At 64.4% G+C, this 25,771-nt stretch carries 33 protein-coding genes and 2 tRNA genes; 13 read left to right on the top strand and 22 right to left on the bottom strand.

Going from position 1 to position 25,771, the window contains the following annotated elements:
- Positions 1-2: 2 nt before the first annotated feature.
- From BJ6T_RS06540 to BJ6T_RS06525, 4 genes are all read left to right on the top strand, one after another.
- Positions 3-578, top strand: a complete 576-nt coding sequence (locus BJ6T_RS06540; RefSeq protein ID WP_014491513.1) for a hypothetical protein — start codon at positions 3-5, stop codon at positions 576-578.
- A 55-nt stretch (positions 579-633) separates the two neighbouring features.
- The gene (locus tag BJ6T_RS06535; protein WP_014491512.1) at positions 634-981 is read left to right on the top strand and encodes a DUF3088 domain-containing protein; all 348 of its coding nucleotides are present in this window, start codon (positions 634-636) and stop codon (positions 979-981) included.
- A gap of 131 nt (positions 982-1,112) precedes the next feature.
- Positions 1,113-1,688, top strand: coding sequence for a cysteine hydrolase family protein (locus tag BJ6T_RS06530; protein WP_014491511.1), 576 nt, complete (start codon positions 1,113-1,115; stop codon positions 1,686-1,688).
- Between the two features lie 121 nt (positions 1,689-1,809).
- Complete coding sequence (locus BJ6T_RS06525; protein ID WP_014491510.1) at positions 1,810-2,133, top strand: hypothetical protein; 324 nt, start codon at positions 1,810-1,812, stop codon at positions 2,131-2,133.
- Between the two features lie 32 nt (positions 2,134-2,165).
- On the opposite strand, the gene BJ6T_RS06520 is transcribed toward BJ6T_RS06525, so the two are convergent.
- Genes BJ6T_RS06520 through BJ6T_RS06510 form a run of 3 tightly spaced genes read right to left on the bottom strand, consistent with a single transcriptional unit; the run spans position 2,166 to position 4,836 of the window.
- Positions 2,166-3,434: a flavin monoamine oxidase family protein gene (locus BJ6T_RS06520; protein ID WP_014491509.1), complete on the bottom strand. Its 1,269-nt coding sequence runs from the start codon at positions 3,432-3,434 to the stop codon at positions 2,166-2,168.
- Between the two features lie 9 nt (positions 3,435-3,443).
- Positions 3,444-4,154, bottom strand: a complete 711-nt coding sequence (locus BJ6T_RS06515) for a RibD family protein (protein WP_014491508.1) — start codon at positions 4,152-4,154, stop codon at positions 3,444-3,446.
- 19 nt (positions 4,155-4,173) lie between these two features.
- Positions 4,174-4,836 carry an FABP family protein gene (locus BJ6T_RS06510; RefSeq protein WP_014491507.1) on the bottom strand — a complete coding sequence of 221 codons (663 nt, stop codon included), beginning with the start codon at positions 4,834-4,836 and terminating at the stop codon, positions 4,174-4,176.
- A 142-nt stretch (positions 4,837-4,978) separates the two neighbouring features.
- Between BJ6T_RS06510 and BJ6T_RS06505 the strand changes: the two genes are divergently transcribed.
- From BJ6T_RS06505 to BJ6T_RS06500, 4 genes are all read left to right on the top strand, one after another.
- Positions 4,979-7,099, top strand: coding sequence for an ATP-binding protein (locus BJ6T_RS06505; protein WP_014491506.1), 2,121 nt, complete (start codon positions 4,979-4,981; stop codon positions 7,097-7,099).
- Positions 7,100-7,792: 693 nt separating this feature from the next.
- Complete coding sequence (locus tag BJ6T_RS43095; protein ID WP_014491505.1) at positions 7,793-8,020, top strand: DUF3551 domain-containing protein; 228 nt, start codon at positions 7,793-7,795, stop codon at positions 8,018-8,020.
- A 57-nt stretch (positions 8,021-8,077) separates the two neighbouring features.
- Positions 8,078-8,350 (top strand): glycine zipper domain-containing protein, encoded by a 273-nt coding sequence (locus tag BJ6T_RS49875; protein ID WP_080584198.1) that lies wholly within the window; start codon positions 8,078-8,080, stop codon positions 8,348-8,350.
- 72 nt (positions 8,351-8,422) lie between these two features.
- Entirely contained in the window at positions 8,423-8,806 is a 384-nt protein-coding gene (locus BJ6T_RS06500) for an SHOCT domain-containing protein (RefSeq protein WP_014491504.1), read from the top strand.
- Here BJ6T_RS06500 and BJ6T_RS45250 read toward each other — a convergent pair.
- The 11 genes from BJ6T_RS45250 to BJ6T_RS06450 form a co-directional block, all read right to left on the bottom strand.
- A complete protein-coding gene (locus BJ6T_RS45250) occupies positions 8,803-9,135 on the bottom strand; it encodes a hypothetical protein (protein ID WP_014491503.1) in 333 nt (110 codons plus the stop codon). The two genes, BJ6T_RS06500 and BJ6T_RS45250, sit on opposite strands and share 4 nt — an antisense overlap.
- Before the next feature lie 360 nt (positions 9,136-9,495).
- A complete protein-coding gene (locus BJ6T_RS06495) occupies positions 9,496-9,828 on the bottom strand; it encodes a hypothetical protein (RefSeq protein ID WP_014491502.1) in 333 nt (110 codons plus the stop codon).
- A gap of 149 nt (positions 9,829-9,977) precedes the next feature.
- Positions 9,978-10,053 (bottom strand) — tRNA-Phe (locus BJ6T_RS06490).
- A gap of 185 nt (positions 10,054-10,238) precedes the next feature.
- Complete coding sequence (gene yacG, locus BJ6T_RS06485; protein WP_014491501.1) at positions 10,239-10,421, bottom strand: DNA gyrase inhibitor YacG; 183 nt, start codon at positions 10,419-10,421, stop codon at positions 10,239-10,241.
- A 144-nt stretch (positions 10,422-10,565) separates the two neighbouring features.
- Positions 10,566-11,195: a Maf-like protein gene (locus tag BJ6T_RS06480; RefSeq protein WP_014491500.1), complete on the bottom strand. Its 630-nt coding sequence runs from the start codon at positions 11,193-11,195 to the stop codon at positions 10,566-10,568.
- Positions 11,196-11,340: 145 nt separating this feature from the next.
- Positions 11,341-11,808, bottom strand: coding sequence for an arsenate-mycothiol transferase ArsC (locus tag BJ6T_RS06475; protein ID WP_014491499.1), 468 nt, complete (start codon positions 11,806-11,808; stop codon positions 11,341-11,343).
- A 132-nt stretch (positions 11,809-11,940) separates the two neighbouring features.
- Complete coding sequence (locus tag BJ6T_RS06470) at positions 11,941-12,438, bottom strand: UPF0262 family protein (RefSeq protein WP_014491498.1); 498 nt, start codon at positions 12,436-12,438, stop codon at positions 11,941-11,943.
- Positions 12,435-13,730 carry a histidinol dehydrogenase gene (hisD, locus tag BJ6T_RS06465; protein WP_014491497.1) on the bottom strand — a complete coding sequence of 432 codons (1,296 nt, stop codon included), beginning with the start codon at positions 13,728-13,730 and terminating at the stop codon, positions 12,435-12,437. Before hisD ends, BJ6T_RS06470 begins: the two co-directional genes overlap by 4 nt.
- Before the next feature lie 144 nt (positions 13,731-13,874).
- Positions 13,875-14,324 carry a DUF2948 family protein gene (locus BJ6T_RS06460; protein ID WP_014491496.1) on the bottom strand — a complete coding sequence of 150 codons (450 nt, stop codon included), beginning with the start codon at positions 14,322-14,324 and terminating at the stop codon, positions 13,875-13,877.
- Positions 14,325-14,405: 81 nt separating this feature from the next.
- Positions 14,406-15,065, bottom strand: coding sequence for an NAD(P)H-binding protein (locus BJ6T_RS06455; RefSeq protein ID WP_028170133.1), 660 nt, complete (start codon positions 15,063-15,065; stop codon positions 14,406-14,408).
- A 26-nt stretch (positions 15,066-15,091) separates the two neighbouring features.
- On the bottom strand, positions 15,092-16,030 hold the full coding sequence (locus BJ6T_RS06450) for an SDR family oxidoreductase (RefSeq protein ID WP_014491494.1): 939 nt from the start codon (positions 16,028-16,030) through the stop codon (positions 15,092-15,094).
- Between the two features lie 82 nt (positions 16,031-16,112).
- On the opposite strand from BJ6T_RS06450, the gene BJ6T_RS06445 reads away from it, so the two are divergent.
- Positions 16,113-16,766 carry a TetR/AcrR family transcriptional regulator gene (locus BJ6T_RS06445; RefSeq protein WP_014491493.1) on the top strand — a complete coding sequence of 218 codons (654 nt, stop codon included), beginning with the start codon at positions 16,113-16,115 and terminating at the stop codon, positions 16,764-16,766.
- 165 nt (positions 16,767-16,931) lie between these two features.
- On the opposite strand, the gene BJ6T_RS06440 is transcribed toward BJ6T_RS06445, so the two are convergent.
- From BJ6T_RS06440 to BJ6T_RS06420, 5 genes are all read right to left on the bottom strand, one after another.
- The gene (locus BJ6T_RS06440) at positions 16,932-17,756 is read right to left on the bottom strand and encodes an alpha/beta fold hydrolase (RefSeq protein ID WP_014491492.1); all 825 of its coding nucleotides are present in this window, start codon (positions 17,754-17,756) and stop codon (positions 16,932-16,934) included.
- A 114-nt stretch (positions 17,757-17,870) separates the two neighbouring features.
- Positions 17,871-18,380 (bottom strand): hypothetical protein, encoded by a 510-nt coding sequence (locus BJ6T_RS06435; protein WP_014491491.1) that lies wholly within the window; start codon positions 18,378-18,380, stop codon positions 17,871-17,873.
- 264 nt (positions 18,381-18,644) lie between these two features.
- Complete coding sequence (locus BJ6T_RS06430; RefSeq protein ID WP_014491490.1) at positions 18,645-18,953, bottom strand: EthD family reductase; 309 nt, start codon at positions 18,951-18,953, stop codon at positions 18,645-18,647.
- A gap of 228 nt (positions 18,954-19,181) precedes the next feature.
- The gene (locus tag BJ6T_RS06425) at positions 19,182-20,888 is read right to left on the bottom strand and encodes an FAD-dependent oxidoreductase (protein WP_028170134.1); all 1,707 of its coding nucleotides are present in this window, start codon (positions 20,886-20,888) and stop codon (positions 19,182-19,184) included.
- A 41-nt stretch (positions 20,889-20,929) separates the two neighbouring features.
- Positions 20,930-21,118, bottom strand: a complete 189-nt coding sequence (locus tag BJ6T_RS06420) for a hypothetical protein (protein WP_014491488.1) — start codon at positions 21,116-21,118, stop codon at positions 20,930-20,932.
- A gap of 318 nt (positions 21,119-21,436) precedes the next feature.
- Here BJ6T_RS06420 and BJ6T_RS06415 point away from each other — a divergent pair.
- The 4 genes from BJ6T_RS06415 (at position 21,437) to BJ6T_RS06400 (ending at position 23,882) form a co-directional block, all read left to right on the top strand.
- Positions 21,437-21,511, top strand: a tRNA-Thr gene (locus BJ6T_RS06415).
- A 558-nt stretch (positions 21,512-22,069) separates the two neighbouring features.
- Positions 22,070-22,543 (top strand): nuclear transport factor 2 family protein, encoded by a 474-nt coding sequence (locus tag BJ6T_RS06410; RefSeq protein ID WP_014491487.1) that lies wholly within the window; start codon positions 22,070-22,072, stop codon positions 22,541-22,543.
- 152 nt (positions 22,544-22,695) lie between these two features.
- Complete coding sequence (locus BJ6T_RS06405) at positions 22,696-22,851, top strand: hypothetical protein (protein WP_307724527.1); 156 nt, start codon at positions 22,696-22,698, stop codon at positions 22,849-22,851.
- Between the two features lie 539 nt (positions 22,852-23,390).
- The gene (locus BJ6T_RS06400) at positions 23,391-23,882 is read left to right on the top strand and encodes a septal ring lytic transglycosylase RlpA family protein (RefSeq protein ID WP_014491484.1); all 492 of its coding nucleotides are present in this window, start codon (positions 23,391-23,393) and stop codon (positions 23,880-23,882) included.
- 52 nt (positions 23,883-23,934) lie between these two features.
- On the opposite strand, the gene BJ6T_RS06395 is transcribed toward BJ6T_RS06400, so the two are convergent.
- The 3 genes from BJ6T_RS06395 to BJ6T_RS06385 form a co-directional block, all read right to left on the bottom strand.
- Positions 23,935-24,423 (bottom strand): Crp/Fnr family transcriptional regulator, encoded by a 489-nt coding sequence (locus BJ6T_RS06395; protein ID WP_014491483.1) that lies wholly within the window; start codon positions 24,421-24,423, stop codon positions 23,935-23,937.
- Positions 24,424-24,628: 205 nt separating this feature from the next.
- A complete protein-coding gene (locus tag BJ6T_RS06390) occupies positions 24,629-25,267 on the bottom strand; it encodes a ferric reductase-like transmembrane domain-containing protein (protein WP_028170136.1) in 639 nt (212 codons plus the stop codon).
- 11 nt (positions 25,268-25,278) lie between these two features.
- A complete protein-coding gene (locus BJ6T_RS06385) occupies positions 25,279-25,767 on the bottom strand; it encodes a peptidase associated/transthyretin-like domain-containing protein (protein ID WP_014491481.1) in 489 nt (162 codons plus the stop codon).
- Positions 25,768-25,771: the final 4 nt, after the last annotated feature.

Genomic DNA, 25,771 nt, shown 5'->3' with positions numbered 1-25,771 from the left:
TGATGCGCCTCCGCCGACCGGTCTTCGCCGCGGCCCTCGCGACTCTCGCAAGCCCTTGTTTTGCCGAGTCTTCCGCGCCCATCCCCGTCAACAACCCGCCGGCGCAAAACGCCTTCATCGACCTGCTGGCGCTGATGTCGGGCCACTGCAAGACGCTGAAGGTCGCGGGGCGCACCTTCGCTTGCAAGACGGTGGCTTACGCCCATGGCGACAAGGGCCGGGTCAATTTCGCGGTCGCCGTCGACGATCCCTCCGACGCCAACCATGTCGTGTCGTTCTCCGGCGAGAACGGCCAGCGCGCGGACGACAATTCCTACGAGCTGCGAATCGACCGCATGCTGCTCAATTCCAAGGACCGGCCCAAGGTCGACGGCCTGCCGGTGCCGGCCGAGCAGACCTCGACCGGCGTCTGCCGCCAGACCGGCAATTTCGCCGCAAAGAAGGTCACGGACGTCACCTGCACGGCGACCGACAGCGAGGGCCGCCGATACGAACTGCTGTTCGTCTCCGACGGCAAACCGGTGAGCGTGCGCCGCATCCGGCAATCATCGCCATCGATCCAGGATCCGTTCAAGTAACGGCATCGTCCGCTGCTGCCGGCATGTATGATCGCGCCATGCTTTGGAGCGATTCATGACCCGCGACCACCTGTTTCTGCTGCGCCCTGGTTTCGAGGATCCCGCCTTTCCGGACCAGCGCTTCTATTGCTGGCATTGCGCGCTGATCGAGGGCGTGCTCGCCTCGTTTCCGCAGCTCGCTGAAAAGATCGAGGTTGAGCGCATCGCATGGCCGCGGCCAAGGCTGCCGGTGATCGCGCTGGTCGGCGAGGAGAGCCAGTCGCTGCCGCTGCTCGTGCTGGCCGACGGGACGACGTCGCCGCACCAGACCGGCAGTCACCACGGCCACGCCTTCATCGCCGACAAGGACGCGATCCTCGCCGCGCTCTCCGAACGTCACGGGTTTCCCGATCCGCATCCGTGAGGGCCGAGCACTCGCAGCTCTCTGCGTCCGGGGCACGAGAGCTGTCGCGAAACGAGGGAAAATCGACATTGCCTGCCACGTCGATCGCCCCGCATAGTTCGCGCAGCAAGCAAGTCCGGAAGCCGCCCCCTATGTCCTACTCCCTCCCCGCCCTCGTCATCGTCGACGTCCAGCGCGCATTCGATGAATGGGAGGCGGCGGGCAAGCGACGCAACAATCCGGACGCGGTGGCGCGCATCGCCGATCTGCTCCAGGCATTCAGGAAGCGCGGCGCGCCGATCTTCCACATCCGCCACGAGGGCACCAAGCCGACCTCGTCGTTCCTGCCGCAAAACTCCGGGTACGCGGTCAAGGACGAGGCGCGCGAGGCGCCGGGCGAGGCAGTGATCGTCAAGCGCGTCAACAGCGCCTTCATCGGCACCGATCTCGAGACACGCCTGCGCGCAGGCAACATCACGACGCTCGTGATCTGCGGCGCCACCACCAATCATTGCGTCGAGACGACGACGCGGATGGCCGGCAATCTCGGTTTCGACGCGAGCCTCGTGCGCGATGCGACCTGGACCTTCGACCGGATCGGACCAGATGGCGACAAGCATTCGGCTGAAGAGATTCATGCGATGACGCTGTCGAATCTCAACGGCGAATTCGCGCGCATCGTCGTCGCCGCCGACGTGATCGTTTCGCTCGAACCGATGCGACAATAGATCGCGCGACATCATTCACACGTCGATCGGAACTCCGTCTGCGTCGTTTCGACGCCCGCACTGGCCGGAACGCAGCGGGCAGCCATCTGTTATCACGCGACTTCTCAACTGGAGTGATGACATGAAGTATCTCTTTGTCGCGATGGCTGTGGGTGCAGCGGCGCTCGCCGGCGGATCCACGGCCAACGCGGCGGGCAAGGCCAGCGCGAAGCAGAACGCGCCAGCCGGCCAGTCCACCGACATCAGCGCGCAGCACAGGCACCACCACCACCACGGCCATCGCCATCACCAATGGCGCCATCACCACCACGGCTACTATCGTCCGCACTACCGGAACTATGGCTATTACCCGCGCCACCACGGCTATTACGGCGGCGGACCGTACGGCTATTATGGCGGCGGAGGTCCCGGCGTGACGTTCAGCTTCGGCGGCGGCCGCTGGTGAGAGACAAGGCCCGCCTGGTGCGGGCCTTTTTTTCATCCCCGCAAAATCATCTCCGCGGTCTCCAGCCCGCTCGCCAGCGCCGCCTCGACCGTTCCCATGTCGCGGCCGCGATACAGCGCTTCGCCGGAGAACAGCACCGGGCCGTCGGCGCGCGCGAGGATCGCCTGGGCCTCGCGCGTCCGCGGCGTCGCCCAGGAATAGGCGCCTCGGGCGAAGGGATCGTGCAGCCAGTTGGTCGCCGCAGCCGCCACGAGATCGCGCGCGATGTCGTCGCGCGACACGCCGAAGATGGCCGCAAGCGAATCGACCCCTGCATCGATCAGCCCTTGCCGATCGAGCTTCGCAAGCTCGGCCGTCCGCGGCCCGCCGAACCAGCCGGTGAGCACGGGATGCTGGTCCGGATGCCGCGTCCACCACACCGGGATCGACTGGTCCGACAGCAGGAAGGTCATGTCCGCGAGGTCTTCGCTTCGCTCGCGCCACCACGGCCGCGCGAACCGCAGCAGGATTTTTATCACGCTGCCGAAGCCGATATCGCCGGCTGCCGCAGCCTTCGCCCGTGCGGGCTCCGGAAGCGCGATCTCGCGCAATAACGGCAGCGGCACGGTGAGGACCACGCGATCGCAGCCGTGCGCGTCGCCGCCGGCACAGCGGACGGCCAGCGCGCCGCCCGTCTCCTCGATCGCCGACACCGCGCAGCCGAAGCGAAACGTCACGCCAAGCCCGCGGCACGCGCTCGCCAGAAAATCGATCAGCGCGCCGTAGCCGCCGACGATGCGTGCCTGGGTGTGATGCCCGCCGTCCATCCATTCCTCGCGCAGCGCCAGCGTCGAGGCGCGCTCGGGGTCGGCGGCGTCATAGCCCTCGACCATGCGCTCGATCGAATAGCGCAGCTGCACATACTCGGGCTCGGCGAAATGACGGCGCAGGAAATCGGCAACCGTGAGATCATCCTTCAACGCCCCCAGCGCCGCGTGAAGCTCTGCCTCGTGCGGATCGTGACGGTCTTCGTGCGAGAGCCCCGTGCCGTCAAAGCTCCACTGGGTGCCTTCGATCTTCTGCAGCGACAGTCCCGCCTCGCACACGAGCTTGCGCGTGACCGGCGCCTCGCCATGGACGAATTCGGCGCCGCCGTCGGCGGGGTAGCCGAACTCCGACGCCGGCAGCGGATCGATACGCCCGCCGCAGCGCTCGCGCGCCTCCAGGATCGTGACCGTCCTGCCCGCACGTGCCAGCTCGCGCGCCGCCATCAGCCCGGCCGCGCCGGCACCGACGATGACGATGTGCTCCAATTGTCCCATGCCGATGCCTTACTTGGGCATCGCTTGCGGGTCGTTCTTGATCAGATACCGCAGCAGCAGAACGCCGCCGCCGAGGTCGCGCGTGCTCTCCAGCGTCATCGCGGCGAGCGGCGCGCGCTTGTCGCTGTCCGCATCCGTCGAATCGAACACGAAGGGTGCGCCCCTGGCGCCATCGATCGCGGGGCTGAGGATCAGGTTGAATTCGTCGATCAGGCCGGCGCGCAGGAAGGCGCCGTTAGCGACGCCGCCGCCCTCCACCAGCAGGCGCTTCACCCCTAACTCCCGATTGAGGATGTCCAGCGTCAACGCCAGGTCGATCTCGGATTTGCCGGCGAAGATGTAGGACACACCCTCGCCGCGCAGCCCGGCCAGGTGCGAATCCGGCACGCCCTCGGTCAGCACCACCACGATCGGGTCACCCCCGATGTCCGACCGGCCCCAGCCGATCTTGCCCTGCGCGTCGAGCACGACGCCGTAGGTTTTCGCATCGCGCCGCGCGAACCAGCTTTGGCGGGGAAACGTCTCGCCCGCCGTTTCGGGATAGGGCTTGCCCTTGGCGAACTCGGAGCCGGTGACGCGGCCGATCACCCAGGCGTCGCCGCCGAGTTCGTCATGGATCTTCTCGAACCAGTCTGTACCCGCCCCCTTCGGCCGCCAGCGGCTGGGATGCGTGCGGCCGTCCAGGCTGGAGTGCATCAGGCAAATGACGTAGGGCTTCATGGAATTCTCCGGGTACGCTTCAGGCCGCCGATCCATCGCGCCCGGCGCGATCTTTCACGATCACCGCCAGTGGATTGAGCTTGGGCGGCGCGACGAGCTTGAGCGTGTTGCTGTCGTGATGGTCGAACGGCGCGCCGCGCACGAACAACTCGGTCTGGATCAGATAGCTCCAGCTTCCGTCATCGTTGAAGGTGATGTCGCAGCGATAGGAGTCGGTGCGGAAAGCCTGTTCCAGGAAATCGGTCGAGCAGATTCCGTAAGCGGTATCGCCGCGCTTCGCCGTGACCGACATCTTCCTGTCATCCGGGGCGGCCTTGCCCGAGGCGAGCAAGACCTGTCCGCGCGGAATCGCGAGCGTCTGCATGATCAGCCCGGTCGCGGGCTCCCACAGCCAGTAGCCGACCTGGTCGTGGAAGGTGATGTCTTCCTCGGGCGTGTTGATGTGGATGTGATAGCGCAGCCCGTAAAACAGCTGCGGCCCGTTGGCCTGCGGGTCGATCGGGTCCATGCGGATGCGCTCGATGAAGGTCCGCCGCTCCGGCCCTTCCGCCTTCGGATTGATGTCGATGCCCTTGTCCGCCTGCCAGCTCCCTGCGAGACGGCGGAGCGGGCCGAGATTGGCAAGGCCGTCGGGCGAGACGTCCTCGGGCTCGGTGAAGATGTCGGCGGGAATGGGGAGCATGGGAACCTCGCGTCAAGTTGCGGGAGCAGCAATAGCACAAGGACGGCGGGAATGGACTGGAATGGAACCAGAGCGCGCGCCGGATGTTATCTGCGCTTGAGGACGAGCCCTCGAAAGCCGGCTCGAATGGGCAAGGATGCCCATGTCACGTGTAACGGGGGATCCGGTGCTGTCGGAGAAGACCGCTCGACAGTCAACTGAAACGGGCTTCCTCGCTGACGGAGGCGAGCTGGGCGCCATGATGAGTGCCCGCGACTGGTCGGATTCACCACTCGGTCATCCCCGCGATTGGTCTCAGGCACTGAAAACGACGGTCAGCATGCTGCTGGCCGCGCAAGCCCAGATCGTCCTGTTCTGGGGGCCCGACTTCGTTGCGCTCTACAATGACGCCTACGCCCCGGGCATCGGCGCCAATCACCCCCGCGCCCTCGGTCGCCCCGCGATCGAAAACTGGGGCGAGCTGTGGGACGATCTCGAACCGCTGCTGTCAGGCGTGCGCCGAACCAGAAAGACATTCGCCGCCAAGGATCGTCCGTTCTACGTCGAGCGCCACGGCTACGGCGAAACCAGCTACTGGGATGTCTCCTACTCGGCCGTGCGGGACGATGACGGCTCGGTCGGCGGAGTGCTTTGCATCGTGTCCGAGACGACCAAGCGCGTGCTGGGCGAGACGCGGCTGCGGGCGAGCGAAGCGCGATACAGGGAGCTGACCACGACCCTCGAGCAGCGCGTGGCCGAACGGACCGCCGAGCGTCATTTGCTGGCGACGATCGTGGAGACTACCGACGGACAGATCCAGGCGCTCGATCTCGATTATCGCTGGCTCGCGATCAACACGTCCTGCGCCGATGCCTATCAGCGCATCTACGGCAAGCGCCCGCGGATCGGCGATTCCCTGCACGAATTCCTGGCCGACCGGCCCGGGCATCTCGCTGCGGCAATCGCGATCTGGAGCCGGGCGCTGGCCGGCGAAGCCTTCACCAACATCGATGAGTTCGGCGATCCCCGGTTCGATCGCCGCGTGTACGAGATGAAGTTCGAGGCGCTGCGCGCTCCTGATGGCACGCGGATCGGCGCGTTCCTGACGGGGATTGACGTGACGGATCGCCTGGAGGAGCAGGCGCGGCTCGCCCAGGCGGAGGAAGCGCTCCGCCAGGCCCAGAAGATGGAGGCCATGGGCCAGCTCACGGGCGGCGTCGCGCACGATTTCAACAATCTGCTCACGCCGATCGTCGGCCTGCTCGACCTGTTTCAGCGCAAGGGCATCGGCGGCGAGCGCGAGCATCGCCTCATTGCCGGCGCAGCACAGGCGGCCGAGCGCGCCAAGACGCTGGTTCAGCGCCTGCTCGCTTTCGCGCGCCGGCAACCGCTTCAGGCCATTCCCGTCAACATCGGTCTCCTCGTTGCCGAGATGGGAGACCTGATCTCCAGCACGACCGGGCCGCAGATCCAGGTGACCGTGGACACGCCGGAAGACCTTCCCGCGGCCATGGCCGATCCCAACCAGATCGAGATGGCGATCCTGAACCTCAGCGTGAACGCCAGGGATGCCATGCCCGACGGCGGCAAGTTGCGCATCTCGGCGAAGGCCCGGACGGTTGGAGACTCTCACAACTCGGAATTGGCACCGGGCGCCTATGTCTGCATCTCCGTCGCCGACACCGGCATCGGCATGGACGAGTCCACGCTGGCCCGCGCGGTCGAACCGTTCTTCTCGACCAAGGGCGTCGGGCGAGGCACCGGTCTTGGCCTCTCGATGGTTCACGGCCTTGCGTCACAGCTCGGGGGCGCGCTGACGATCAGGAGCGCCGTGGGCGCGGGGACGACGGTCGAGCTGTGGCTGCCGGTCAGCCACGCCGTTGCGGGCGCCATCGATGCCGTCCCGCAATCAAAACTGCGGCCACAGCCCGTCGGCACGGCTCTGCTGGTGGATGACGAACCGCTGGTGCGCATGAGCACCGCCGAGATGCTGGGCGAGCTCGGCTACAGCGTCGTCGAAGCCGGCTCGGCGGAGGATGCGCTTCAGCGCGTCAGGGAAGGCCTGCGGCCGAACCTGCTCGTCACCGACCATTTGATGCCCGGCATGAGCGGCACAGACCTCGGCCTCGCGCTGCGCAACCAATATCCTGAAATCCAGATCCTCGTCGTGTCAGGCTACGCCAACAACGAAGGCATCACGCCGGACCTGTCGCGGCTGACGAAGCCGTTCCGAAGCGATGAGCTGGCGGCGAGTCTCGCGGGCTTGGCGAAGGCGGGGCGGTAGGCGACGCAAGCAGCGAGCAGCTCGCATGAGCGACGCCGTGATTATCGATACGCGGGCGACTGTACCCCATCCGATCGGAGGAGGCTGCCCAGCGGACGAACCTCCTCAACCCCAGCCGCATCTACTTCAACGCCAGACTCTTGGCGTGAACTGACAAGACCGAGGTGGAGGCCCGCCGGCCCACGCTGGCGGGCTCGCTACGTTCTGAGAGCGTCAACCGCATGGGCGACGAGAACGCCAATGCTGAGTACGATCAGGCAAATAATCGCCGCTTGAAATAACATCGGAGTAAATTCCGTGGGCCAGGGTCGGCTTTTATAAGCCCTCACATTCCGCCAGCATTTGGCCACCCAGAAGGCGCTTCGGTGTCCGCCTCGTTACAAGTATGCAAGGTTCATTGGCCTTGCGCGACGACGTCTCACTCCTTCAAAGCGGCGCGAGAATCTACCAGACGATCAGCAGCACAACGATTACTAGCATGGCGTAGATGGTCCTACGGCCGATCCGGTTCATCGAGAACCTCGTATTCGAACGCCACTCCCTCAGGACAAGCGTTTCCGAGCCTGAATGGCATGAGCGCTTTTCGCGCCAGGTAGCATCAATAAACGCCCCAGCGTCTGGCAAGGGCTTTTACCGGCGGTATTCCCCTCGCGCCGCCGGTATATTCACCTTCATCCACCCACGGAGATCGAGATGCATCGTGTCGCTCCGATGCTGACGTTACTCATTGCCGCTGTGTTCCTTGCTTTTTTGGAGCCAGTCCGAGCTGCCGAGGCGGATCGATACTGCCTGCGAGGTCGCAATTGGGGCTTTCCGGGCAATTGTCAGTTCGCGACCCGCTCGCAATGCCTGGCTGCTGCTTCTGGCACGAACGCATATTGCGGCATCAACCCGCGCTATGCCGCTCCGCGGCGGCGCTAACCACCGCTCGGAGCCATTCGGCGGCATGGCAGAAGCGGTCAATCAAGGAAGGCCCCGATGCGAAAGCTTGCACTGTTCGTCATCCTGCTCTCGCTCGCAGGAATGGTCCCTTCCAGTGAATCATTTGCTCAGAGTGCGCTTCGAGGTGCCGTCATCGGTGGTGCTGTTGGTGGTCGCCGCGGCGCTGCCATAGGGGCGACGGCCGGAGCCATCGCGGGCGCCCACCGGCGACATCACCATTGGCATCGATATTATTGGAGGAACGGCAACTGCTGGTACCGCTCGACCAGCGGAAGGTCGCACCGCGTGTCGCATCGGTACTGCCGTTGAGCCTTCGCGTAGCGGGCCGTGCGACTGGCCTGCAGAAAAGATCGGGAACGGCAACTCAATAAGGAGATCGCAATGTTCTTCGCTCAGGAAGGATTCACATATCGAAATTTTCTGATGGATATAATCGCTGTATTCGCATTTGTCGTTTGGTTCTGGCTGCTCATTGTCATCTATGGCGACCTGTTCAGGCGCCACGACATTTCTGGATGGGGTAAGGCACTGTGGGTGCTTGCACTTGTTCTGACCTCCTACCTCGGCATCTTTGCTTACCTCATCACCCAAGGCAGGGGGATGGCGGAACGCAGCGCTGAGCAGGCTCAGCGGGCGCGCGAGGAATTACGGCACATCGTCGGCTTTAGTGTCGCCGACGAGCTTTCCAAGCTCGATCAGCTCAAAAAATCGGGATCCATAACCGACGCCGAGTACGGGCGCCTTCGCACCAAGCTGGTCTCCTAACCATCGGTGAGGGAAGCGGGGAGGCCCATGATGTTCGCAAAGCCTTTCGGCACCGTTGGAGCTCTTATTGCTGGCTTTGCAATTGCGTGGACTGAAAGCGCGCATGCGGAAATATTCATAACAACCGCCACCATATCGCGGGGCGAGTTGGTCATCGTCGGAAGAGTAAGACGGCCCCGCGAGCCCAGCGTGGAAATGAAGATCAGTCCGAGCAAAACCGTGAAAGTCGAGAGCACTTCGACCGGAGGATTTCGGTGGATTGGACCGGAGTTTCCATCGACTTGCATCGTAAAGATCACGTCCGGACCGGATACGAGAGACGTGGTCATACAGAATTGCGGCCTCCCCGGACCAGCGGGTCCTCCAGGGCCGGCCGGACCTGCAGGCCCGATCGGACCGCCCGGGCCAAAAGGGAATTAGAAGGCAGACTTCGTCTTGCGGGTTTGCAGGTTGCTTGGTCGCGTTTTCGACCGGAACCGCAAGCGTGAGTGCCGCCATCCGTCCTTGTCGACCTCGACTTTGAAGCCAAGCGGCATCGGCGGCTAGCGCGAGCATCGCCTCATTGCCGGCGCAGCGCAGGCGGCCGAGCGCACCAAGACGCTGGTTCAGCGCCTGCTCGCTTTCGTCCATCGCGCGGGCGGTCGCCGGAACGAGGACCGTTGATCGCCGCCGTCAACCGAAGACCGCTCTCAAGCCGCTTCCGACGTCGATCTCGCACGCTGCTCGAGCACGCCGATCGTCGAGACCAGATTGTCGCGTCGCGCTCGAAGATTCAGCGCGAGAAGCGGATATGTTGGTTGCAGCACGTCAAATACCCCAGCCCGGGCTTCTTCCTCGAGAATGTCGGTGTTGATGAGCCGAACGCGCCACCACAAATCGGCGATCAACCCATCAAGCCGGAGTTCGCCAACAGCACCAGAACGGGACACTTCCTGCATCGCTTTTGCCTCAACCTGAAACGGCCCCTTTGCACGGGCCTGGCTTTGGTCGTGACTGAGCAAGCAGAGTGCCAGGATGGCCACGCGATCTCTGTCCGGAACTGGCGCCGCGCTTGACTGGACTCTGGGTTCGCAGGAGTTGTCAGCGGAAGCCGGCGAACGTGCACGAGGGCTGATCTCGCGGCCGTCTTTCAGTCTCTATGAAGGCTTGCGAGATCCAGCAAACGAGCTGTTGGTGCCCAGGGGCGGAATCGAACCACCGACACTGCGATTTTCAGTCGCATGCTCTACCAACTGAGCTACCTGGGCGTGCTCCAAAGAGGGGCCAAGGCCCATCGAGCGGGCGGTTTATAGTGGGCTAGGAGCGGCATGTCCACCCGGCTTCGCCAAGTGGCTTCGCCTGGCGCGGCCCGCCTGTGCACAAGCTGGGGTGGGCTTGCTGCGGCTGGCGCGCGGAGAATCGGAGGTCGGAATAACAAATTGATATTATTTAGTTATTCCTCGCCGTCCGCCTCGTCATCGCGGCCGGGGATGACGTAGGAGCCTTTCAGCCAGCGGTTCAGGTCGACGTCGCGGCAGCGCGAGGAGCAGAACGGGCGGGTGGCTTCCGACTGCGGCTTGCCGCAGATCGGGCAGGTTTTGAGCGGGCCGGCGGGCTTTTTGACGTGCTCGTCCATGATGTCGGCGGCTTACTCGGGGTGAAAGCGTTCAAGAGCCTGTCGGCAAAGCGGTTCCTCGGGCGGACGCGCAGGCATCGCGGGCCGGGTCCGGTGGCCCCATTCTACTGTGCATGGGGTTGTTTTCGAGATTTTTGTCGGCGGCTAGATGGCCGTGGCGTTGAGCCAGCCGAAGCGGGTCGGAAAACCTTCGCCGCCGAGCAGCGTCGTGGTCTCGTAGAGCGGCAGGCCGACGACGTTGCTGTAGGACCCCACCATCTTGACCACGAAGGAGCCGGCGATGCCCTGCACGGCGTAACCGCCGGCTTTGCCGCGCCATTCGCCGGAGCCGATATAGGCCTGGATATCGTCTTCCGACAGGCGCTTGAACCGGACGCGGGTCTCGACCAGGCGCTGGCGGAAGGCCTCGCGCGGCGTGACCAGGCAGATCGCGGTGTAGACGCGGTGGTTGCGGCCCGACAGCAGCCGCAGGCACTGCGCCGCCTCGTCCACCAGATTGGCCTTGGGCAGGATGCGGCGGCCGACCGCCACAACCGTATCGGCCGAGAGGATGAAGGCGCCGCGCAGCTCGTCGTCGAGCTGCACCGATTTCAGCGCCGCATCGGCCTTGGCCCTCGCGAGACGGTTGGCGCAGGCGCGCGGCAGCTCGCCCCGCTTCGGCGTCTCGTCGACGTCGGCCGGCCGGAGCGCGTCCGGCTCGATGCCGGCCTGGTTGAGCAGCGACAGGCGCCGCGGCGAACCGGAGGCAAGTACGAATTTGGGGCGGCCGAGCATCAGGTGATTGGGGGATGAAGCAGGGGGTGAATTGCGCGCGGAACCTATCGGAAGGGGGCTGATTTCACAACCCGGGAACCCGGACTTTACTGATTCGAGGCGTCCAACATGCGTGTGCCCTCGGTCTGTGACGCGGGTGTTACGGCTAACCGCTCGCCGCGCCGACCTTCGCAAAACGCCTGCGGATGCGCATCAGGAGCTGGTCGCAGACCTCGCGGTAGGCGGCGAGCTTCTGGTCGCGGCTGCCTTCGATGGTGGTGGGATCCTGCGTCGGCCAGTATTCGACGTCGGCGGCGAGCGTGCGGGTCAGCTCCAGCGCCTTGTGGTGCGCTTCGGGCGAGAGCGTGATGATGAGGTCGAAATTCAGCCCCTCCCAATCCTCCAGCTCCTCGAAGGTCTGCGGCTTGTGGGCGGAGATGTCCTGCCCCAGCTCGTCCATCACGGCGACCGCGAAGGGATCGAGCTCGCCTTTCCTGGCGCCGGCCGACTTCACGTAGAGGCCCTGCGGAAACATGTGCTGCAGCAGGCTCTCGGCCATCGGCGAGCGCACGCTGTTCATCGCGCAGGCGAACAGCACCGATTGCGGATCGCGTGCGCGTGGCGGCGCCGCCATCGCGCCTAGCCTCTTTTGAAAGAGGGCATGGCCTTGTCGGAAAACCGCTGCACATTTTTCCGGGCCATAAAGCCTTCTGTCTTGCGCATGATCTGGTCCGAAAACCGATGTCCACTTTTCGGGATCATGCGCCTAACCCTTCCAGTGCAGAACGGTGATGAGCGTGAACAGCCGGCGCGAGGTCTCGAAGTCGACCCGCACCTTGCCCTTCAGCCGCTCCTGGAGCGTGCGCGATCCCTCGTCATGGATGCCGCGGCGGCCCATGTCGATGGCCTCGATCTTGTCCGGTGTAGCCGTGCGGATCGCCTGATAGTAGCTGTCGCAGATCATGAAGTAATCCTTCACGATCCGCCGGAACGGCGTCAACGACAACAGATGCGCGACCACGGGCGTGCCGTCCTCGTAGCGAATGTCGAACATCAGCCGGCTGCCGGTGATGCCGATATGCAGCGTGAACGGCCCCTTCCCGTCGGCACCGTCAGGTGCGAACAGATTCTGCTCGATCAGATCGTAGATCGCGATCGCGCGCTCATGCTCGATGTCGGGCCCGGAACGGCCGATCGAGTCCTCGTCGAGGGTGACCGCGACGATGCGATTGGTCGAGTCGTCCTGTTCGGGCGGCTGGGTCATGACAGATTGAGGCGCAATCCAATCGAGCGCGAATGAGCGTCCAGCCCCTCCGCTTGTCCGAGCGTCATCGCGGCAGGTCCGAGCGCACGCAGCTGGTCCGGACCGCATTTCAGGATCGAGGTGCGCTTCATGAAGTCGGCAACTCCAAGGCCTGAGGAGAACCGCGCCGAGCGCGCCGTCGGCAGCACGTGGTTGGAGCCGCCGACATAGTCGCCGATCGCCTCGGGCGTATGCGCGCCGAGGAACACCGCGCCAGCATTGCGGATCTTTGCGGCAAGCGCGTCGGGATCATCAGTCATGATCTCGAGATGCTCGGCCGCGATCGCATCCGCGAGCGGAATGGCGTCGGCAAGATTCTTCACCATGATGATGGCGCCGAAATCGGCCCAGGAGGCGCCGGCAATTGCTGTGCGCGGCAATGTCTTCAGCTGCGCTTCGACGGCCTTCTCGACATCGGTGGCGAGGCGCGCGGAATCCGTGATCAGGATCGATTGCGCGCTGGCGTCGTGTTCGGCCTGCGCCAGCAGATCAGCGGCGATCCAGTCGGCATTGCCGGTGTCGTCGGCGATCACCAGCACCTCGGAGGGGCCCGCGATCATGTCGATGCCGACCTTGCCGAACACCAGCCGTTTTGCGGCGGCGACATACGCATTGCCGGGGCCGACGATCTTGGCCACCGGCGCGATCGTGGCGGTACCGTGGGCGAGCGCCGCCACCGCCTGCGCGCCGCCGACCCGGTAGATCTCGCTGACACCGCCAAGCGAAGCGGCCGCCAGCACCAGCGGATTGAGCTTGCCGTCCGGCGACGGCACCACCATGACGAGGCGCGCGACGCCGGCGACCTTCGCGGGCACCGCGTTCATCAGCACCGAGGAGGGATAGGCCGCGGTGCCGCCGGGCACGTAGAGGCCCGCGGATTCGATCGCGGTATAGCGCCAGCCGAGCTCGACGCCGAGCGGATCGGTGAAGCGCTCGTCCTTCGGGAGCTGGCGGCGGTGATAGGTCTCGATGCGGTCGCGCGCGAGCTTGAGCGCATCCAGCGTCGCGGCATCGCAGGCCTTCACGGCCGTCTCGATCTCGGCGGCGGAGACGCGCAGGCCGGATGCATCCAGCTTCAGCCGGTCGAACTTTGCCGTGGCCTCGAGCAGGGCCGCATCGCCACGCTTCGCCACATCGTCGACGATGACGCGCACGGCGGCCTCGACGTCGGCCGAGACCTCGCGCTTGGCGGCGAGGAAGGCCGCGAATCGCTGGTCAAAATCGGCGCTGCTGCGGTCGAGACGAACGGGCATTTTTGGCTTGGCTTCCGGCTGGTCTTTAGGGCGGATTAGCTCACCGACCCCCTGCTCAATGGCGCGGCGGGGAAGCTGCGTCAACCCTCGGGAGATGCCGTTCCGGCAGCGGCCCGACCTGGCTTGACTGGTATACCGGCCAACTCACCCCTCCTCCTCGAGGCCCAGTCCCGCCCCCAGCTCGTCCGTCCCCAGATCCGTCAACTCGCATTCCAGGCATTCGACGTCGAGGCGGATGGCGCCGCCATGGGCGAACAGCAGCAGCGCGCTGCCGCCGGGCTCCTCGTCGCGGCCGTCCTGGGGGTGAAACTCGATGCCGACGAGGTCCAGAATCTCGTCCAGCGCGCCGAGGTCGATGTTGCGCGACTTGCAGGCGAGCACGCGGTCGAAGCGGAGCGCGGCGACCAGCCGGCGGGGTTCGGCCTCGCCGTCCAGAGTCTGCTCCCAGTCCAGCCGGCTCATCCCGACCACCAGCCGCTTCTCGCTTTGCCGCCAGATGATGTCGGCGGCCTGGACGCGGGCGTCCTGCACATGGGTCGAGATCACGGCGAGATCGTCGGCGTCGAGCGCGATCAGTTTGAGCTGGGAAGACATCGCCGGCATTTCTCCTCGGGGGCCGATAAGGCTCAACGCGCGCGGACGCGGAAATTTCCGCGAAACTAACGGGCCGGCCGGCTAGAGGCTATTGATATCCTCCATCTCCAGCACCTTGCGCGGATACCCCTCCCGGGCGACACGAATCATGGCGCGGCCCATCTGCTCGGTCGAGGTGACGAGCCGCGGCGAGATCCGGCGCAGCGCCGACCAGAGCGGCCCGGTTGCGGCATACACGGCCTGCACCCAGGCGGTCTTGGAGCGGGCGCCGTGCAGGGGCTGGATCGCGCCGGGCCGGAACATGTAGGCGCCCCTGAACGGCAGCCTGAGCAGATCGTTTTCGGTCTTGCCCTTGATCCGCGCCCACATCCGCGATCCCTGCTCGGTGGAATCGGTGCCGGCGCCGGTGACGTAGACGAACGTCATCTGCGGATTGAGCTTCGCGAGCGTCGTCGCCGCCGCAAGCGTGAGATCGTAGGTGAGATGGCGATAGCGATCCTCGCTCATGCCGATCGAAGAGACGCCGAGGCAGAAGAAGCAGGCATCGAAGCCCGTGAGCTGCGCTTCGATCGCCGAATAGTCCGTGAAATCGCCGTGCGTGATTTCGGTGAGCTTGGCGCTGCGGACGCCGGTCGGGCTGCGGCCGACCACGAGCACGCGGTCGATGCCGGTGTCAATCAGGCATTCGCGCAACACGCCCTGCCCGACCATGCCGGTCGCGCCGAAGATGATGACTTGCATCGTGACGTCCCCAACCGGCCCGCGGCTCATGCGGCGACCGCGATCTCGTCGAAGGATACACCGGTCAACGTCGCCGAGACATCCCACAGCATGGCGGCCGCGGCGAAATCCTTCGCCTGCGGCATGATCTCCGCTGGTGCGGGCGGCCCCTTCAATTCGTAGAACCAGTTCGGACCGTAATAGCCACCGGGCTCTGCAGCCGGAGAGGTCGCCGCGAACAGCGTGGGCAGCGCGCCTTCGGCTGCGGAGTGGCTCATGAAAGGCTGGAGCCAACGGCTCACACGCGACTGGAAGGTGTTGGCGCCCGGCCCGTTCGGAATGAGATCGGTCCGCGCGTAGCCGGGATGGGCAGCAAGGCTCGTCAGGCCCCAGCCGGCGGCGAGACTGCGGCGCTGCAGCTCCAGCGAAAACATCAGCATCGCCAGCTTGGACTGGCAATAGGCGCGCCAGGGACGATAGGAACGCTTGCCTTGCAGATCGTCGAAATTGATCGCGCCGGAGCGGTGCGCGAGGCTCGACAGATTGACGATGCGAGGCGCCTTCGCGCGGCGAAGCTGCGGCAACAGCTGTGCCGTCAGCGCGTAATGGCCGAGATAGTTGGTGCCGAGCTGCATCTCGAAACCATCCTCCGTCTGCTGCCGCTTCGGCAGCGCCATCACGCCGGCATTGTTGATCAGGAGATCGAGCTGCTCGTTGCTGGCGGCAAAGCGCCTGGTAAAATCGGCGACGGAGGAAAGACTGGCGAGATCGAGATGCTCGTAGGCGATCAATGCGTTGGGAAACCGCTCGCAAATGCCCTCGATCGCCCGCAGGCCCTTTGCGTCGTTGCGTCCGGTGAGTATGACAATGGTACCGGCGCCCGCCAGCGCCATCGCCGTCTCGTAGCCGAGGCCGCCCGTCGCTCCTGTCACGACGGCCGTCTTGCCGCTGAGAGAGGGGATGTCTGCCGTGCTCCAGTCGGTCATGCCATATCTCCGTTCGGGGCTGGAAAAGCCCCGCGACCGGTCTAAATGTGCACTGAGTGCAAGTTTGCAAGAGGTGAAATAATTGAAGGCTTCGAAGGCCACCGGGACATCAGCCAGGAAAGGCGCCAAGCCATTGGCGGCAGGGGCAAAATCCCCTGATGGCCCCGGCCTGCGCGAGCGCAAGCTGCAGGCGACGCGCGAGCGGCTGACCCGCGCGGCGATGGCGCTGTTCCTGGAGCGCGGCTTCGAGGCCACGACCATCGACGACATCGCGACCGCGGCGGACGTGTCACGCCGTAGCTTCTTCCACTACTTCGCGTCGAAAGAGGACGTGGTCGCCGCCTGGCAGGAAGGCGCAGCAAGCGCGCTGGTCGCAGAGGTCGTGGCGCGGCCAGCGGGCGAAACCATGCTGACGGCGGCGGAGAATGCGATCGCGGCGGCGGTCAGGCGGATCGACCCGGCGGAAGCGGCGGCGATGTCGCGGCTCAAGCGCGACAATCCCGCGCTTCAGGCGCGCGATCAGCTCAAATACGAGAAGCTCGAGCGCGCGCTGGCCGAAGGGCTTTCGCAGCGTGCCAAAACCAAATCGGACAGGCTGAAGGCGCGGCTCGTCGCCATGATCGCCACCGGCGCGATGCGCGTCGGCGGCGAGAGCTGGATCGGCGAAGATGTGCGGGAGAAGCCGGAGGTCTTCGTGAAGCGCACGTTCGATGCGATCAGGGCGATCTTGAAGTGACACTCTTCCCTCTCCCCTTGTGGGAGAGGGTGGCTCGCCGCGAAGCGGCGAGACGGGTGAGGGGTTGTCTCCGCGCGTGAACTCTTGCAGTTCGACCCGTTGAAGCAGACCCCTCATCCGGCGCTTCGCGCCACCTTCTCCCACAAGGGGAGAAGGAAGACTCCCTCACGCCTTGAAGAACGCCAGCAGGTCGGCGTTGATGGTTTCGGCGTGCGTGGTCGGCATGCCGTGCGGGAAGCCCTTGTAGGTCTTGAGCGTGCCGTTCTTCAGCAGCTTGGCCGACAGCGGCCCGGCATCGGCGTAGGGAACGATCTGGTCGTCGTCGCCGTGCATCACCAGAACGGGCACGCTGATCTTCTTCAGGTCCTCGGTGAAGTCCGTCTGCGAGAACGCGACGATGCCGTCGTAATGCGCCTTCGCGCCGCCCATCATGCCCTGGCGCCACCAGTTCTGGATCACCGCTTCCGACGGCTTCGCGCCGGGACGGTTGTAGCCGTAGAAAGGCCCGGAAGCGAGGTCGCGGTAGAAGCCGGTACGGCTGGCGGCGAGCTGCTTCTGGAGATCGTCGAACACGCTCTTCGGCAGGCCGCCGGGATTGGCCGCCGTCTGCACCATCAGCGGCGGTACCGCCGAGAGGATCGCAGCCTTCGCCACCCGGCTCTCGCCGTGACGGGCGATGTAGTGCACGACCTCGCCGCCGCCGGTGGAGTGGCCGACATGGATGGCGTTCTTGAGGTCGAGATGCGCGGTCACCGCCGCGAGATCGTCGGCATAGTGATCCATGTCGTGGCCGTCGGCGACCTGAGACGAGCGGCCGTGGCCGCGGCGGTCATGGGCGATGACGCGGTAGCCGTGATTGGCGAAGAATATCATCTGCGTGTCCCAGTCGTCGGCCGACAGCGGCCAGCCATGGCTGAACACGATCGGCTGGCCCGAGCCCCAATCCTTGAAAAAGATCTCGACGCCGTCCTTGGTGGTGATGGTGGGCATGAATGGCTCCTTCAGTGAGAATCAATCCGGGGCTCGCAAAACGCGAGCCGGCAATCCGGAGATGGTCGGGCGATATCGCGAGGTCGATGCCGCGCACCGACCGCGAACGTGCAATCAGGCAAACGTCATCGGCTTGTAGCGGCGCCAGGCACCGATGGTCAGCACCACGAAAAACACCAGCACGACGCCCTGCACCACGGCGAAGACGGGGCCTCCCGGTGGATTCGGCGGCACGGCGGGCGCGAGTGCGGCGAGCGCCGGCACCTTCAGGAACGACTGGATCACCAGCACGAAGCAGTTGAAATAGAGCGAGATCATCGCGGTCACGATATAGACCGGACGCCACACACCTTTGAGCTTCATGCCGTACAGCGCGAGGCAGGCGATCGCGAGCAGCACCAGCGAGATGATGCCGATGATATGCGAGGGCAGCAGCTCCTTGAACGGAAACAGGAAGCCGGTGACGCTGGTGAGGATCGTGAACAGCAGGAAGATCGCGGTGAGGCCCGGCATCGACTTCGACCCCAGCAGGCCGAACATGACGACCAGGCCGGCGGCGATGCCGATCAGGCTGACGATGACATGGACCAACGTGAAGGCGGGCAGGCTCAACCCAAGAACCACGGCATCTCTCCTACTCTCTGCATTGAGATCAGGCGATTGATATTACGGTCCTCATTGAATGGCTACATGCGCGATGTCACAGGCTCGTGCGGAGCCATGCGCCGTCGTGCGAATCGACAAGCGCATGACTGAATTTTTTGCACCGCTGTCACAAACGACGGCAGTTTGCATTTTATAGCCCGGATTGTGCTTCCGCCTTCGCTCTTCGAGCTACGGCGGACAAGTCGCTCCATCCGGGCTACGAGGTCTTCGACGAAAGTTGGATCACACTTCCTTGGTGTCGAAGATCAGCAGATCGGCACCGCCGCTGGCGAATTTCGGCACGTCGCCCGCGGCCGCCTTGCCCGCTTCGCTGCCGAATGCCTTCTGGATGTCGGCTACGCTGTCGAAGCTGAGGATGGCGACGAGATGGACCCCGGAAGGTCCGGCGGGGGAGCCGACCGTCCCCGTGCTGACGGCGTATTTCTTCAAGCCGGGAAGTTTCTTGGCGAGCGGAATGTGGGTTTCGGCATAATGCTTGTCGAAGGCGGCAGCGTCCTTGGGCGTCTTGTAGAGCACGACGAGTTCGGCCATTTAGTCCTCCCATTAAGCGTTTTCTTGGTAGATCCTCATGGCGTGCAAAGCACGCTTGCGGACGATGCCTTCGCATCGCCGCGCGAACCATGAGGGCCCGGCTGATCGTTCCGGGCCTCGATCCTTCGAGACGCCGCTGTCGCGGCTCCTCAGGATGAGGGATAGTCTGTGGGACACGTCAGGATGGCAAGCCTCATTCGACTTGCCATTCCCTTGTCTTGTCCTTGACTAAAGCGCCGGTTTTGCGGCGTCGCCGAGATAGCCGTGTAGGGAGGCCACGACCTGTGCGCCTTCGCCGATGGCGCCGCCGACGCGCTTGACCGAGCCGGAGCGGACGTCGCCGACCGCGTAGACGCCGGGCACCGAGGTCTCCAGTGGGGCCACCAGCTTGCCCTGGTTCAGCTCGGACTGCGCGCCCGTCACGACGAAGCCGCCGCGATCGAGCGTGACGCCGCAGCCGTCGAGCCAGCTGGTGGCGGGATCGGCGCCGACGAACAAGAAGAGATTCTTGATGTCGGCGGAGTCCTCGTCATCAGACAGCCGGCTCCTCCAGCGGATGCGCCGCAGCAGCGAGGCCTCGTCGCCCTCGAGCGCGGTGATCTCGGTGTTGAACATTAATTCGATGTTGGGCGTCGCTTCGATGCGCTCGATGAGATAGCGCGACATGCTGGCCCCCAGGCCCCCGCCGCGGATGATCATCAGCACCTTCTTGGCGTGACCCGACAGGAACACGGCCGCCTGCCCCGCCGAATTGCCGGCACCGACCAGGGCCACCTCCTCGCCGGCGCAGAGCCGCGCCTCGACCGGAGAGGCCCAATACCAGACGCCGCGGCCCTCGAACTTGTCGAGGTTCTCGATCTCGGGGCGGCGATAACGCGCGCCGCTCGCAACCACGACTGCGCGCGAGCGCAAGGGATCGCTGCCGTCGAGCGTCACCGCAAAGGCACCGTCCCTGCGCGTGCAGTCGAGCGACTTCACCGTGACCGGGATCATGATGTCGGCGCCGAACTTCTGCGCCTGGTTGAACGCGCGCGCGGTCAGGGCCAGGCCGGAAATGCCGGTCGGAAAGCCCAGATAGTTTTCGATGCGCGCGCTGGCGCCGGCCTGGCCGCCGAAGGCGCGGGTGTCGAGCACGGCGACCGAAAGCCCTTCGGAGGCGGCATACACCGCGGTCGCCAGCCCGGCGGGTCCGCAGCCGACGATCGCGACATCGTAGATGCGGTCGTTACGAGGGCCGCCGATCATGCCGATCGCGCGCGCAACCTCGGTTTCGCTGGGGTTGCGCAGCACCTCGCCGCTTGCCGCGACGACCAGCGGCCAGTCTTCCGGCTTCGGCGAATAACGCGCGATCACCTCGGCGGCATCGCGGTCACGCTCGGGATCGAGCAGATGATGCGGCTGGCCGTTGCGGGTGAGGAAGCCCTGCAAGCGCACCACGCCGGCCGAATGCGAGGGTCCGATCAGCACCACACCGCCGACGCCGGCCTGAAGCAGATTGACCCGGCGCAGGATCAGGGCGCGCATGATGCGCTCGCCGAGCTCGGCCTCGGCGACCAGCAGCGCGCGCAGGCGGGGCGGCGGCAGCAGCAGTGTCTCGACCTCGCCGTCGGCGCGGCCGTCGACCAGCGCCGGCCGGCCCGAGAGCTGGCTGAGCTCGGCCAGGAATTGCCCCGGCCCCTGGTCGATCAGCGGCGTGACATTGCCGAGCCCGTCGCGCTGGGTGATGGCGACGTGGCCCTTCAGCACGACGAACATGCCCGGACCGGGCTTGCCGGTCTCGAACAGGAATTCGCCGTCGGCGTAGGTGCGGACCTCGCCGAAATTGCGCATGCGCTCGATCTCGGCCGAAGTCAACGCTGGAAAGGTCTGCTCGGGGCGTGTGAACCGCGACATCTGCGCGTCACCATCGTTTCGTTCCTGCTCGTCCTGCCCCATTGCCACGTCCATGCACTCCAAAAAATTCCAATCGCCAGACTTCAATCGCCGGTCTTGCCGGCGGTCCCCTCATCTAGGGAAGCATCGTCATTCTGCGAGGGGTCGGTGATCGCGGCACGTTCGCGCGCCTGCACCTTCCGCCGCTTCAGGTTTTCGCGCAGCGCCGATTTCAGCCGGTCGTCCCGCGCCCCTCTCACTTGTCTCGTGCTCTTGTCGTTCTCGTCAGCCATCAGCGGTCCATTACAGCGATCCGCGATAACATGCCCGGAGAATGCGGCAGCTCAAGAGGCCCCTCGCGAACTGTTCGTGCGAAAGTCGAAAATGGGCCGAATGCCATGCCGCGGCCAACTGGCCAGTTGGCCGGGGATATCGGAACCGAAATCGGCGGAAAGTCGGTACTTTCACCTGAAAACGGGCATTTTGGCCCCGATATCGACCCGATTTTCTCGTTTTGGCGGAGCTAGCAAGCTTGCACAGGAGGGGGGCTTGTGGCAGATATCGGCCCGCTTGGTAGGCCCCCCTGGCGGCCGATTCTTATCCCAGCACATGCTGCCGTAGCTCAGTGGTAGAGCACTCCATTGGTAATGGAGAGGTCGACAGTTCAATCCTGTCTGGCAGCACCAGCCTTTCCCTTGTTTGTTGGGCTTTTTTGGAAAGCGGTGCTCTACGCGCCGATGAGTACGAATGCAGAAAGGCGAGCGGCCCGGAGTTCAGGGCGGGCATCAAGCACTTGGTCGAGAAAGGCTGGCTCGAGCTGCACGAGAGCGGGACCTATGTCAGGATTCTCGCGAGCGGCGACTTGCTTCCAGGCTAGAGCCTTCCCTACCTTTGACTCTGGTTAGTGGAGTTTTTGCGTCGCCGCCTTCCGCAAGACCGAAGAGGGTATCGAGCACGCTCATCGCATAGCCGCGAATTCTCGCGCGCGACGTGCAGCGTGGTCACGACTACCGTAATAGGTAGCACCAACGCCAATCTCGGATTGGTGGTCGTCTATTGATCTAGCTCTTGGTCACTCCTACCGTCACGGCCCACCTGACGAGTGGAGGCCCGAGCAGGTCCACGGGGACATGCGATCACAGAAACTCGCGTGTCATCAAGCAAGATGGTTTCTCTCTAGGAATTTCGACGAGTAACGCAGCTCTGGCACCTGCGCCCGAGCAAAACTTAGCCGGAGAAGCATCATGAGTGAAAGTCGCCCCCCTTTTCCGCCCTTCACGCGCGAAACCGCGATTTTGAAAGTGCGACAGGCAGAAGACGGCTGGAATACGTGCAACCCGGAAAAGGTCTCGCTCGCCTATTCCATTGACTCCTACTGGAGGAATCGAGCCGAATTCGCGAAAGGGCGCGCCGAGATTGTTGCGTTCCTCACGCGGAAATGGACAAAGGAACTCGACTATCGTTTGATCAAAGAGCTTTGGGCGTACACGGACAACCTTATAGCGGTGCGATTTGCGTATGAATGGCACGATGATTCAGGCAACTGGTTCCGCTCATACGGAAACGAAAATTGGGACTTCAACGAAGATGGTCTGATGCGCCGCCGCTTTGCTTGTATCAATGACCTCCCGATCAAAGAGTCGGAACGGAAATACCACTGGGACCGCAGCAAACCTCGTCCCGCCGATCATCCGAGCCTGTCCGATCTTGGCCTCTGAGCCAGAGTAGTGATTAGGCCAGCAGCCGATATCGGCATACCTGCATCGGGGTTAGTTCAGGTGGTCGATCGCCGCTGACACTACTCGATGCCGGCGAATACATCGCTGCGATGCCCAGAAGGGAGCGCACTGCGCCGGAATGGCAAGCGGCAATGGAGGCACTGATCTTGGTGGCGGAAGCCGGCGGTCCGACGGTGTTTGCCCGCATCCGCGTCTTGCGGGCATTGAACCGTCACTACGTCCCGGAGTTTAACCCGAAGGGAAAGGAGCCGCATTGGGGCCGGCGCAAGCTGAAGAGGGATGAATGACCGTGTTCGTGTACGTCAACACCGCCGTCCGTTCCGCACGCAGTCAAGGCCCTCACGAGGTTCATCTCGCCCTGGTCCCGCATTCGCGTGCCCGGCACCGCCGCGCCCACCGCACCCCGGCCCACGTTCGTGACGACGTACGATCGCCCCTCTTCTCGGGCCGGGACGGCGGAGAGAATGCCGCAATTCCGAATTTCGGTAAAGTGGAATATTTTTGCTGAAGAGGATTGACGTGTTTGTGCGAGAGGCGGGTGTTTTGCCCGGCGGATCAATTAGCGCGAGCATGTCAGCTTGTGGCGACACCGCACGTGTCACTCACCGCAGGTTCCATCAGGTCATGCTGCTGACGCATTCTCTGTCTTAACCGGTGACAACCTAAAACACTGCGTGCGGGCCGCTCTGGTTCGCGCATCGGTTCCGTAGCCAGGGGTTGGCTCGAATCCGCAAAGCATTGGTGCAAGTTCGTGAACGCTTCCGCGTTCGCTCGACCATGCTTGCGGTGTCGGAACCGGACGATCGAAAAAATCACAGGAGTTATAATGCTGTTCCGCTCGAGCGCCGCAATTTGCGGCGCCCTGGTTGCGCTTGCCGTTTCCATTACCGTTGCTCGAAGTGAAGCGCGTGGCGCTCACTCAAGCGCCGTCGTCGATGCCGCCTCCGGGGAGGCGATCGTTGGCGCCGCATCCATGTACAATCCGTTCAAGCCCGGCAAGGAAGAGGGCGGTCCGAACACAGCCTCCGGCGAGCGCTATGATCCTTCTGTCTGGGCGGCGGCCATCAAGACGAATTTGCGCGGGAAATTCGGTGGGGTCCAATTTGGCGCGAGGCCGAAATATGCCCTCGTCGAGGCCGTCGGCAAGAAGGTCATCGTCAAGATAAATGACGTGGGGCCATTAAGGCCCGGCCGCATCATCGACCTCAACGAGCGGACGATGCGCCATTTCGATCCAACCCTGGAGCTCGGAGTCATTGCTGGCGTAAGGGTCAGCCCGCTTTCAGGGGACGATTGGATCCCGGGGCCGGTGGGCTGAAGCGCGAAGTGGCGTAGCCCGGATGGCGCGCAAGCGTAATCCGGGGCCACATTCATCGCGCAGGGGTTTCGTCTTCGCCCGCCTGGTGTCCGGTGAGGCGATCGTCGGCACGGCGCAGCCGCCGGCATAGCTCGCGATTGACGTTCTGCAGGACGATCACATAGGCGTGGATATCGGCCTTGTAGCAGGCGTAGAGCTTTTGCGCCGTCAACTCGTACAGCACCGTCGGACTCTCCGCGACCACCGTGGCGGAGCGATTCTGCATTTCGATCAGCGTCATTTCACCGAAGAAATCGCCAGCCTCCAGAACGGAAATCGGGATGACGTTCCCCGAGTTCGCCTGCTTGCTCACCGCCAGCCGGCCGGATTTGACGATGAACAGCGAGCGTCCCGGCTCGCCTTCCGCCACGACGGTCGCGCCGGCATCAAAGCGGCACTCGACCAGCATCGAAATCAGCAGGTCGAGGCTCGGGTCCGGAAGACCGCCGAAGAACGGTGTCGCGAGCAGGAACGCTTTCAGCTCGGGGGCACTGACAACCATCGCGCTAGGATACGCCCCGTCGCTATCTGCGACAAGCGGAGCGGAGATTGGTGCTGACGACGCCGAACGTGTTTGAACAAGGCGGTCAGCAAAAGTTTCGTAGGTAAAGCGCTTGCGAAACCCATCGTGCTTCCGCGCAGACACAGTGCGATGGGTTTCGCTTCGCTCTACCCATCCTACGCGCGGCCATCTACGCGCAGCCATGTCACTGCGGCGCAGTGCTCTCGCCGCGCAACGTCCTTCGCTTTCGCCACACCTGCAGGTCGATCATGGCTTTTACGGTTGCCGCGAGGACGAGCGCGCAGAGCGCCGCCTTCGAGATCGTCTCCATCGTCCCCTCGATCAACAGGCAATGGACCACGCTGCCTGCGACGATGACGATCGCCAGCGGCATGTGAATGAAGCGCCAGGTTCGCGGTCGCAGTCCCAATCGCCGGCGCAGGGCGGCCAAAAGCGCGACCGCGAAGATGGCCCACATGGCGGTTACGCCAAAGGGAGAGAACAGCGTCGGCGATGAGAAGGTCAGCGCGTCGATCATGTCGGGCGGACTGGTGATCCAGAGGCCAGCGACATGGATCACGATCGCTGCGACCAGCGCGCCGCCGATCCAGTGATGCGCGCGCCGTCCGCGATAGGCCGGGAATCCCGGCAGATATCCGCCGATCAGCAGGGGCTGAACGAGCACGAGGCCGAGAGCAACAATCCCCGCAAACCCGGCCAGGATGTAGAGCGGACCGCGCCATGCGAGCTGCTCGCTTGCCGCTGCCGCGGCGATCGGCACGCCAATGGCCAAAGCAAGGGCGACCCAGATTAGGATCACCCGGGCCAGTCTCCACCCCTTCATTCGCAACCCGGTCAGGCCGGCTGCAGGACGAAGTGCGCTTCCAGGCTCGTCTCCTTCGCGCTCCGCATCACCGGCCGCAGGAAGACGGTCTTGAACTCACCGCTGTCATAGGCGAGGTGACCATGCGGTTGGCCGAAGATCGGAATGATCTGCGGCATCTCGAGCCGGAACTTGCCGTCCTTGTCGCTGAGCGTGGCGCCATGACTCTGCGGCTCGTGCTCCTGCCCTTCGGTCGTGTGCGCCCAGATCTGGATGCGCTGCCCGGCGAGCGGCGCCCCGTCGCCTGCGCGGCGTACGGTGCCGCTCATCCAGAAGCCGCCCTTGCCGATCCGGTCCACGATCGCCGCGCCCTTGCGGTAGTTGTTCGCGCCACCCGACATCGACTCGGTCGGTGCGAGGCCGTCCGCGCGGGCAGGCAACAGGAGCCCGGACATCCCGGCCGCCAGGACCGAGCCGCCGGCGGCGAGGAGATAGCGTCGGTTGAGTACGACCATGGCCATGTCA

It is taken from the genome of Bradyrhizobium japonicum USDA 6, from assembly GCF_000284375.1.
Classification (GTDB): Bacteria; Pseudomonadota; Alphaproteobacteria; order Rhizobiales; family Xanthobacteraceae; genus Bradyrhizobium; species Bradyrhizobium japonicum.
The sequence above is the reverse complement of the archived record's forward strand: the minus strand, read 5'-3'. Positions and strand labels throughout refer to the sequence as shown.

Bases quoted from the DNA above. Each gene is read 5' to 3' on its own strand.
- BJ6T_RS06540 (WP_014491513.1), top strand. From the start codon at position 3: ATGCGCCTCCGCCGACCGGTCTTCGCCGCGGCCCTCGCGACTCTCGCA.
- BJ6T_RS06535 (WP_014491512.1), top strand. From the start codon at position 634: ATGACCCGCGACCACCTGTTTCTGCTGCGCCCTGGTTTCGAGGATCCC.
- BJ6T_RS06530 (WP_014491511.1), top strand. From the start codon at position 1,113: ATGTCCTACTCCCTCCCCGCCCTCGTCATCGTCGACGTCCAGCGCGCA.
- BJ6T_RS06525 (WP_014491510.1), top strand. From the start codon at position 1,810: ATGAAGTATCTCTTTGTCGCGATGGCTGTGGGTGCAGCGGCGCTCGCC.
- BJ6T_RS06520 (WP_014491509.1), bottom strand. From the start codon at position 3,434: ATGGGACAATTGGAGCACATCGTCATCGTCGGTGCCGGCGCGGCCGGG.
- BJ6T_RS06515 (WP_014491508.1), bottom strand. From the start codon at position 4,154: ATGAAGCCCTACGTCATTTGCCTGATGCACTCCAGCCTGGACGGCCGC.
- BJ6T_RS06510 (WP_014491507.1), bottom strand. From the start codon at position 4,836: ATGCTCCCCATTCCCGCCGACATCTTCACCGAGCCCGAGGACGTCTCG.
- BJ6T_RS06505 (WP_014491506.1), top strand. From the start codon at position 4,979: ATGTCACGTGTAACGGGGGATCCGGTGCTGTCGGAGAAGACCGCTCGA.
- BJ6T_RS43095 (WP_014491505.1), top strand. From the start codon at position 7,793: ATGCATCGTGTCGCTCCGATGCTGACGTTACTCATTGCCGCTGTGTTC.
- BJ6T_RS49875 (WP_080584198.1), top strand. From the start codon at position 8,078: ATGCGAAAGCTTGCACTGTTCGTCATCCTGCTCTCGCTCGCAGGAATG.
- BJ6T_RS06500 (WP_014491504.1), top strand. From the start codon at position 8,423: ATGTTCTTCGCTCAGGAAGGATTCACATATCGAAATTTTCTGATGGAT.
- BJ6T_RS45250 (WP_014491503.1), bottom strand. From the start codon at position 9,135: ATGACCACGTCTCTCGTATCCGGTCCGGACGTGATCTTTACGATGCAA.
- yacG (WP_014491501.1), bottom strand. From the start codon at position 10,421: ATGGACGAGCACGTCAAAAAGCCCGCCGGCCCGCTCAAAACCTGCCCG.
- BJ6T_RS06480 (WP_014491500.1), bottom strand. From the start codon at position 11,195: ATGCTCGGCCGCCCCAAATTCGTACTTGCCTCCGGTTCGCCGCGGCGC.
- BJ6T_RS06475 (WP_014491499.1), bottom strand. From the start codon at position 11,808: ATGGCGGCGCCGCCACGCGCACGCGATCCGCAATCGGTGCTGTTCGCC.
- BJ6T_RS06470 (WP_014491498.1), bottom strand. From the start codon at position 12,438: ATGACCCAGCCGCCCGAACAGGACGACTCGACCAATCGCATCGTCGCG.
- hisD (WP_014491497.1), bottom strand. From the start codon at position 13,730: ATGCCCGTTCGTCTCGACCGCAGCAGCGCCGATTTTGACCAGCGATTC.
- BJ6T_RS06460 (WP_014491496.1), bottom strand. From the start codon at position 14,324: ATGTCTTCCCAGCTCAAACTGATCGCGCTCGACGCCGACGATCTCGCC.
- BJ6T_RS06455 (WP_028170133.1), bottom strand. From the start codon at position 15,065: ATGCAAGTCATCATCTTCGGCGCGACCGGCATGGTCGGGCAGGGCGTG.
- BJ6T_RS06450 (WP_014491494.1), bottom strand. From the start codon at position 16,030: ATGACCGACTGGAGCACGGCAGACATCCCCTCTCTCAGCGGCAAGACG.
- BJ6T_RS06440 (WP_014491492.1), bottom strand. From the start codon at position 17,756: ATGCCCACCATCACCACCAAGGACGGCGTCGAGATCTTTTTCAAGGAT.
- BJ6T_RS06430 (WP_014491490.1), bottom strand. From the start codon at position 18,953: ATGGCCGAACTCGTCGTGCTCTACAAGACGCCCAAGGACGCTGCCGCC.
- BJ6T_RS06425 (WP_028170134.1), bottom strand. From the start codon at position 20,888: ATGGGGCAGGACGAGCAGGAACGAAACGATGGTGACGCGCAGATGTCG.
- BJ6T_RS06420 (WP_014491488.1), bottom strand. From the start codon at position 21,118: ATGGCTGACGAGAACGACAAGAGCACGAGACAAGTGAGAGGGGCGCGG.
- BJ6T_RS06410 (WP_014491487.1), top strand. From the start codon at position 22,070: ATGAGTGAAAGTCGCCCCCCTTTTCCGCCCTTCACGCGCGAAACCGCG.
- BJ6T_RS06405 (WP_307724527.1), top strand. From the start codon at position 22,696: ATGGAGGCACTGATCTTGGTGGCGGAAGCCGGCGGTCCGACGGTGTTT.
- BJ6T_RS06400 (WP_014491484.1), top strand. From the start codon at position 23,391: ATGCTGTTCCGCTCGAGCGCCGCAATTTGCGGCGCCCTGGTTGCGCTT.
- BJ6T_RS06395 (WP_014491483.1), bottom strand. From the start codon at position 24,423: ATGGTTGTCAGTGCCCCCGAGCTGAAAGCGTTCCTGCTCGCGACACCG.
- BJ6T_RS06390 (WP_028170136.1), bottom strand. From the start codon at position 25,267: ATGAAGGGGTGGAGACTGGCCCGGGTGATCCTAATCTGGGTCGCCCTT.
- BJ6T_RS06385 (WP_014491481.1), bottom strand. From the start codon at position 25,767: ATGGCCATGGTCGTACTCAACCGACGCTATCTCCTCGCCGCCGGCGGC.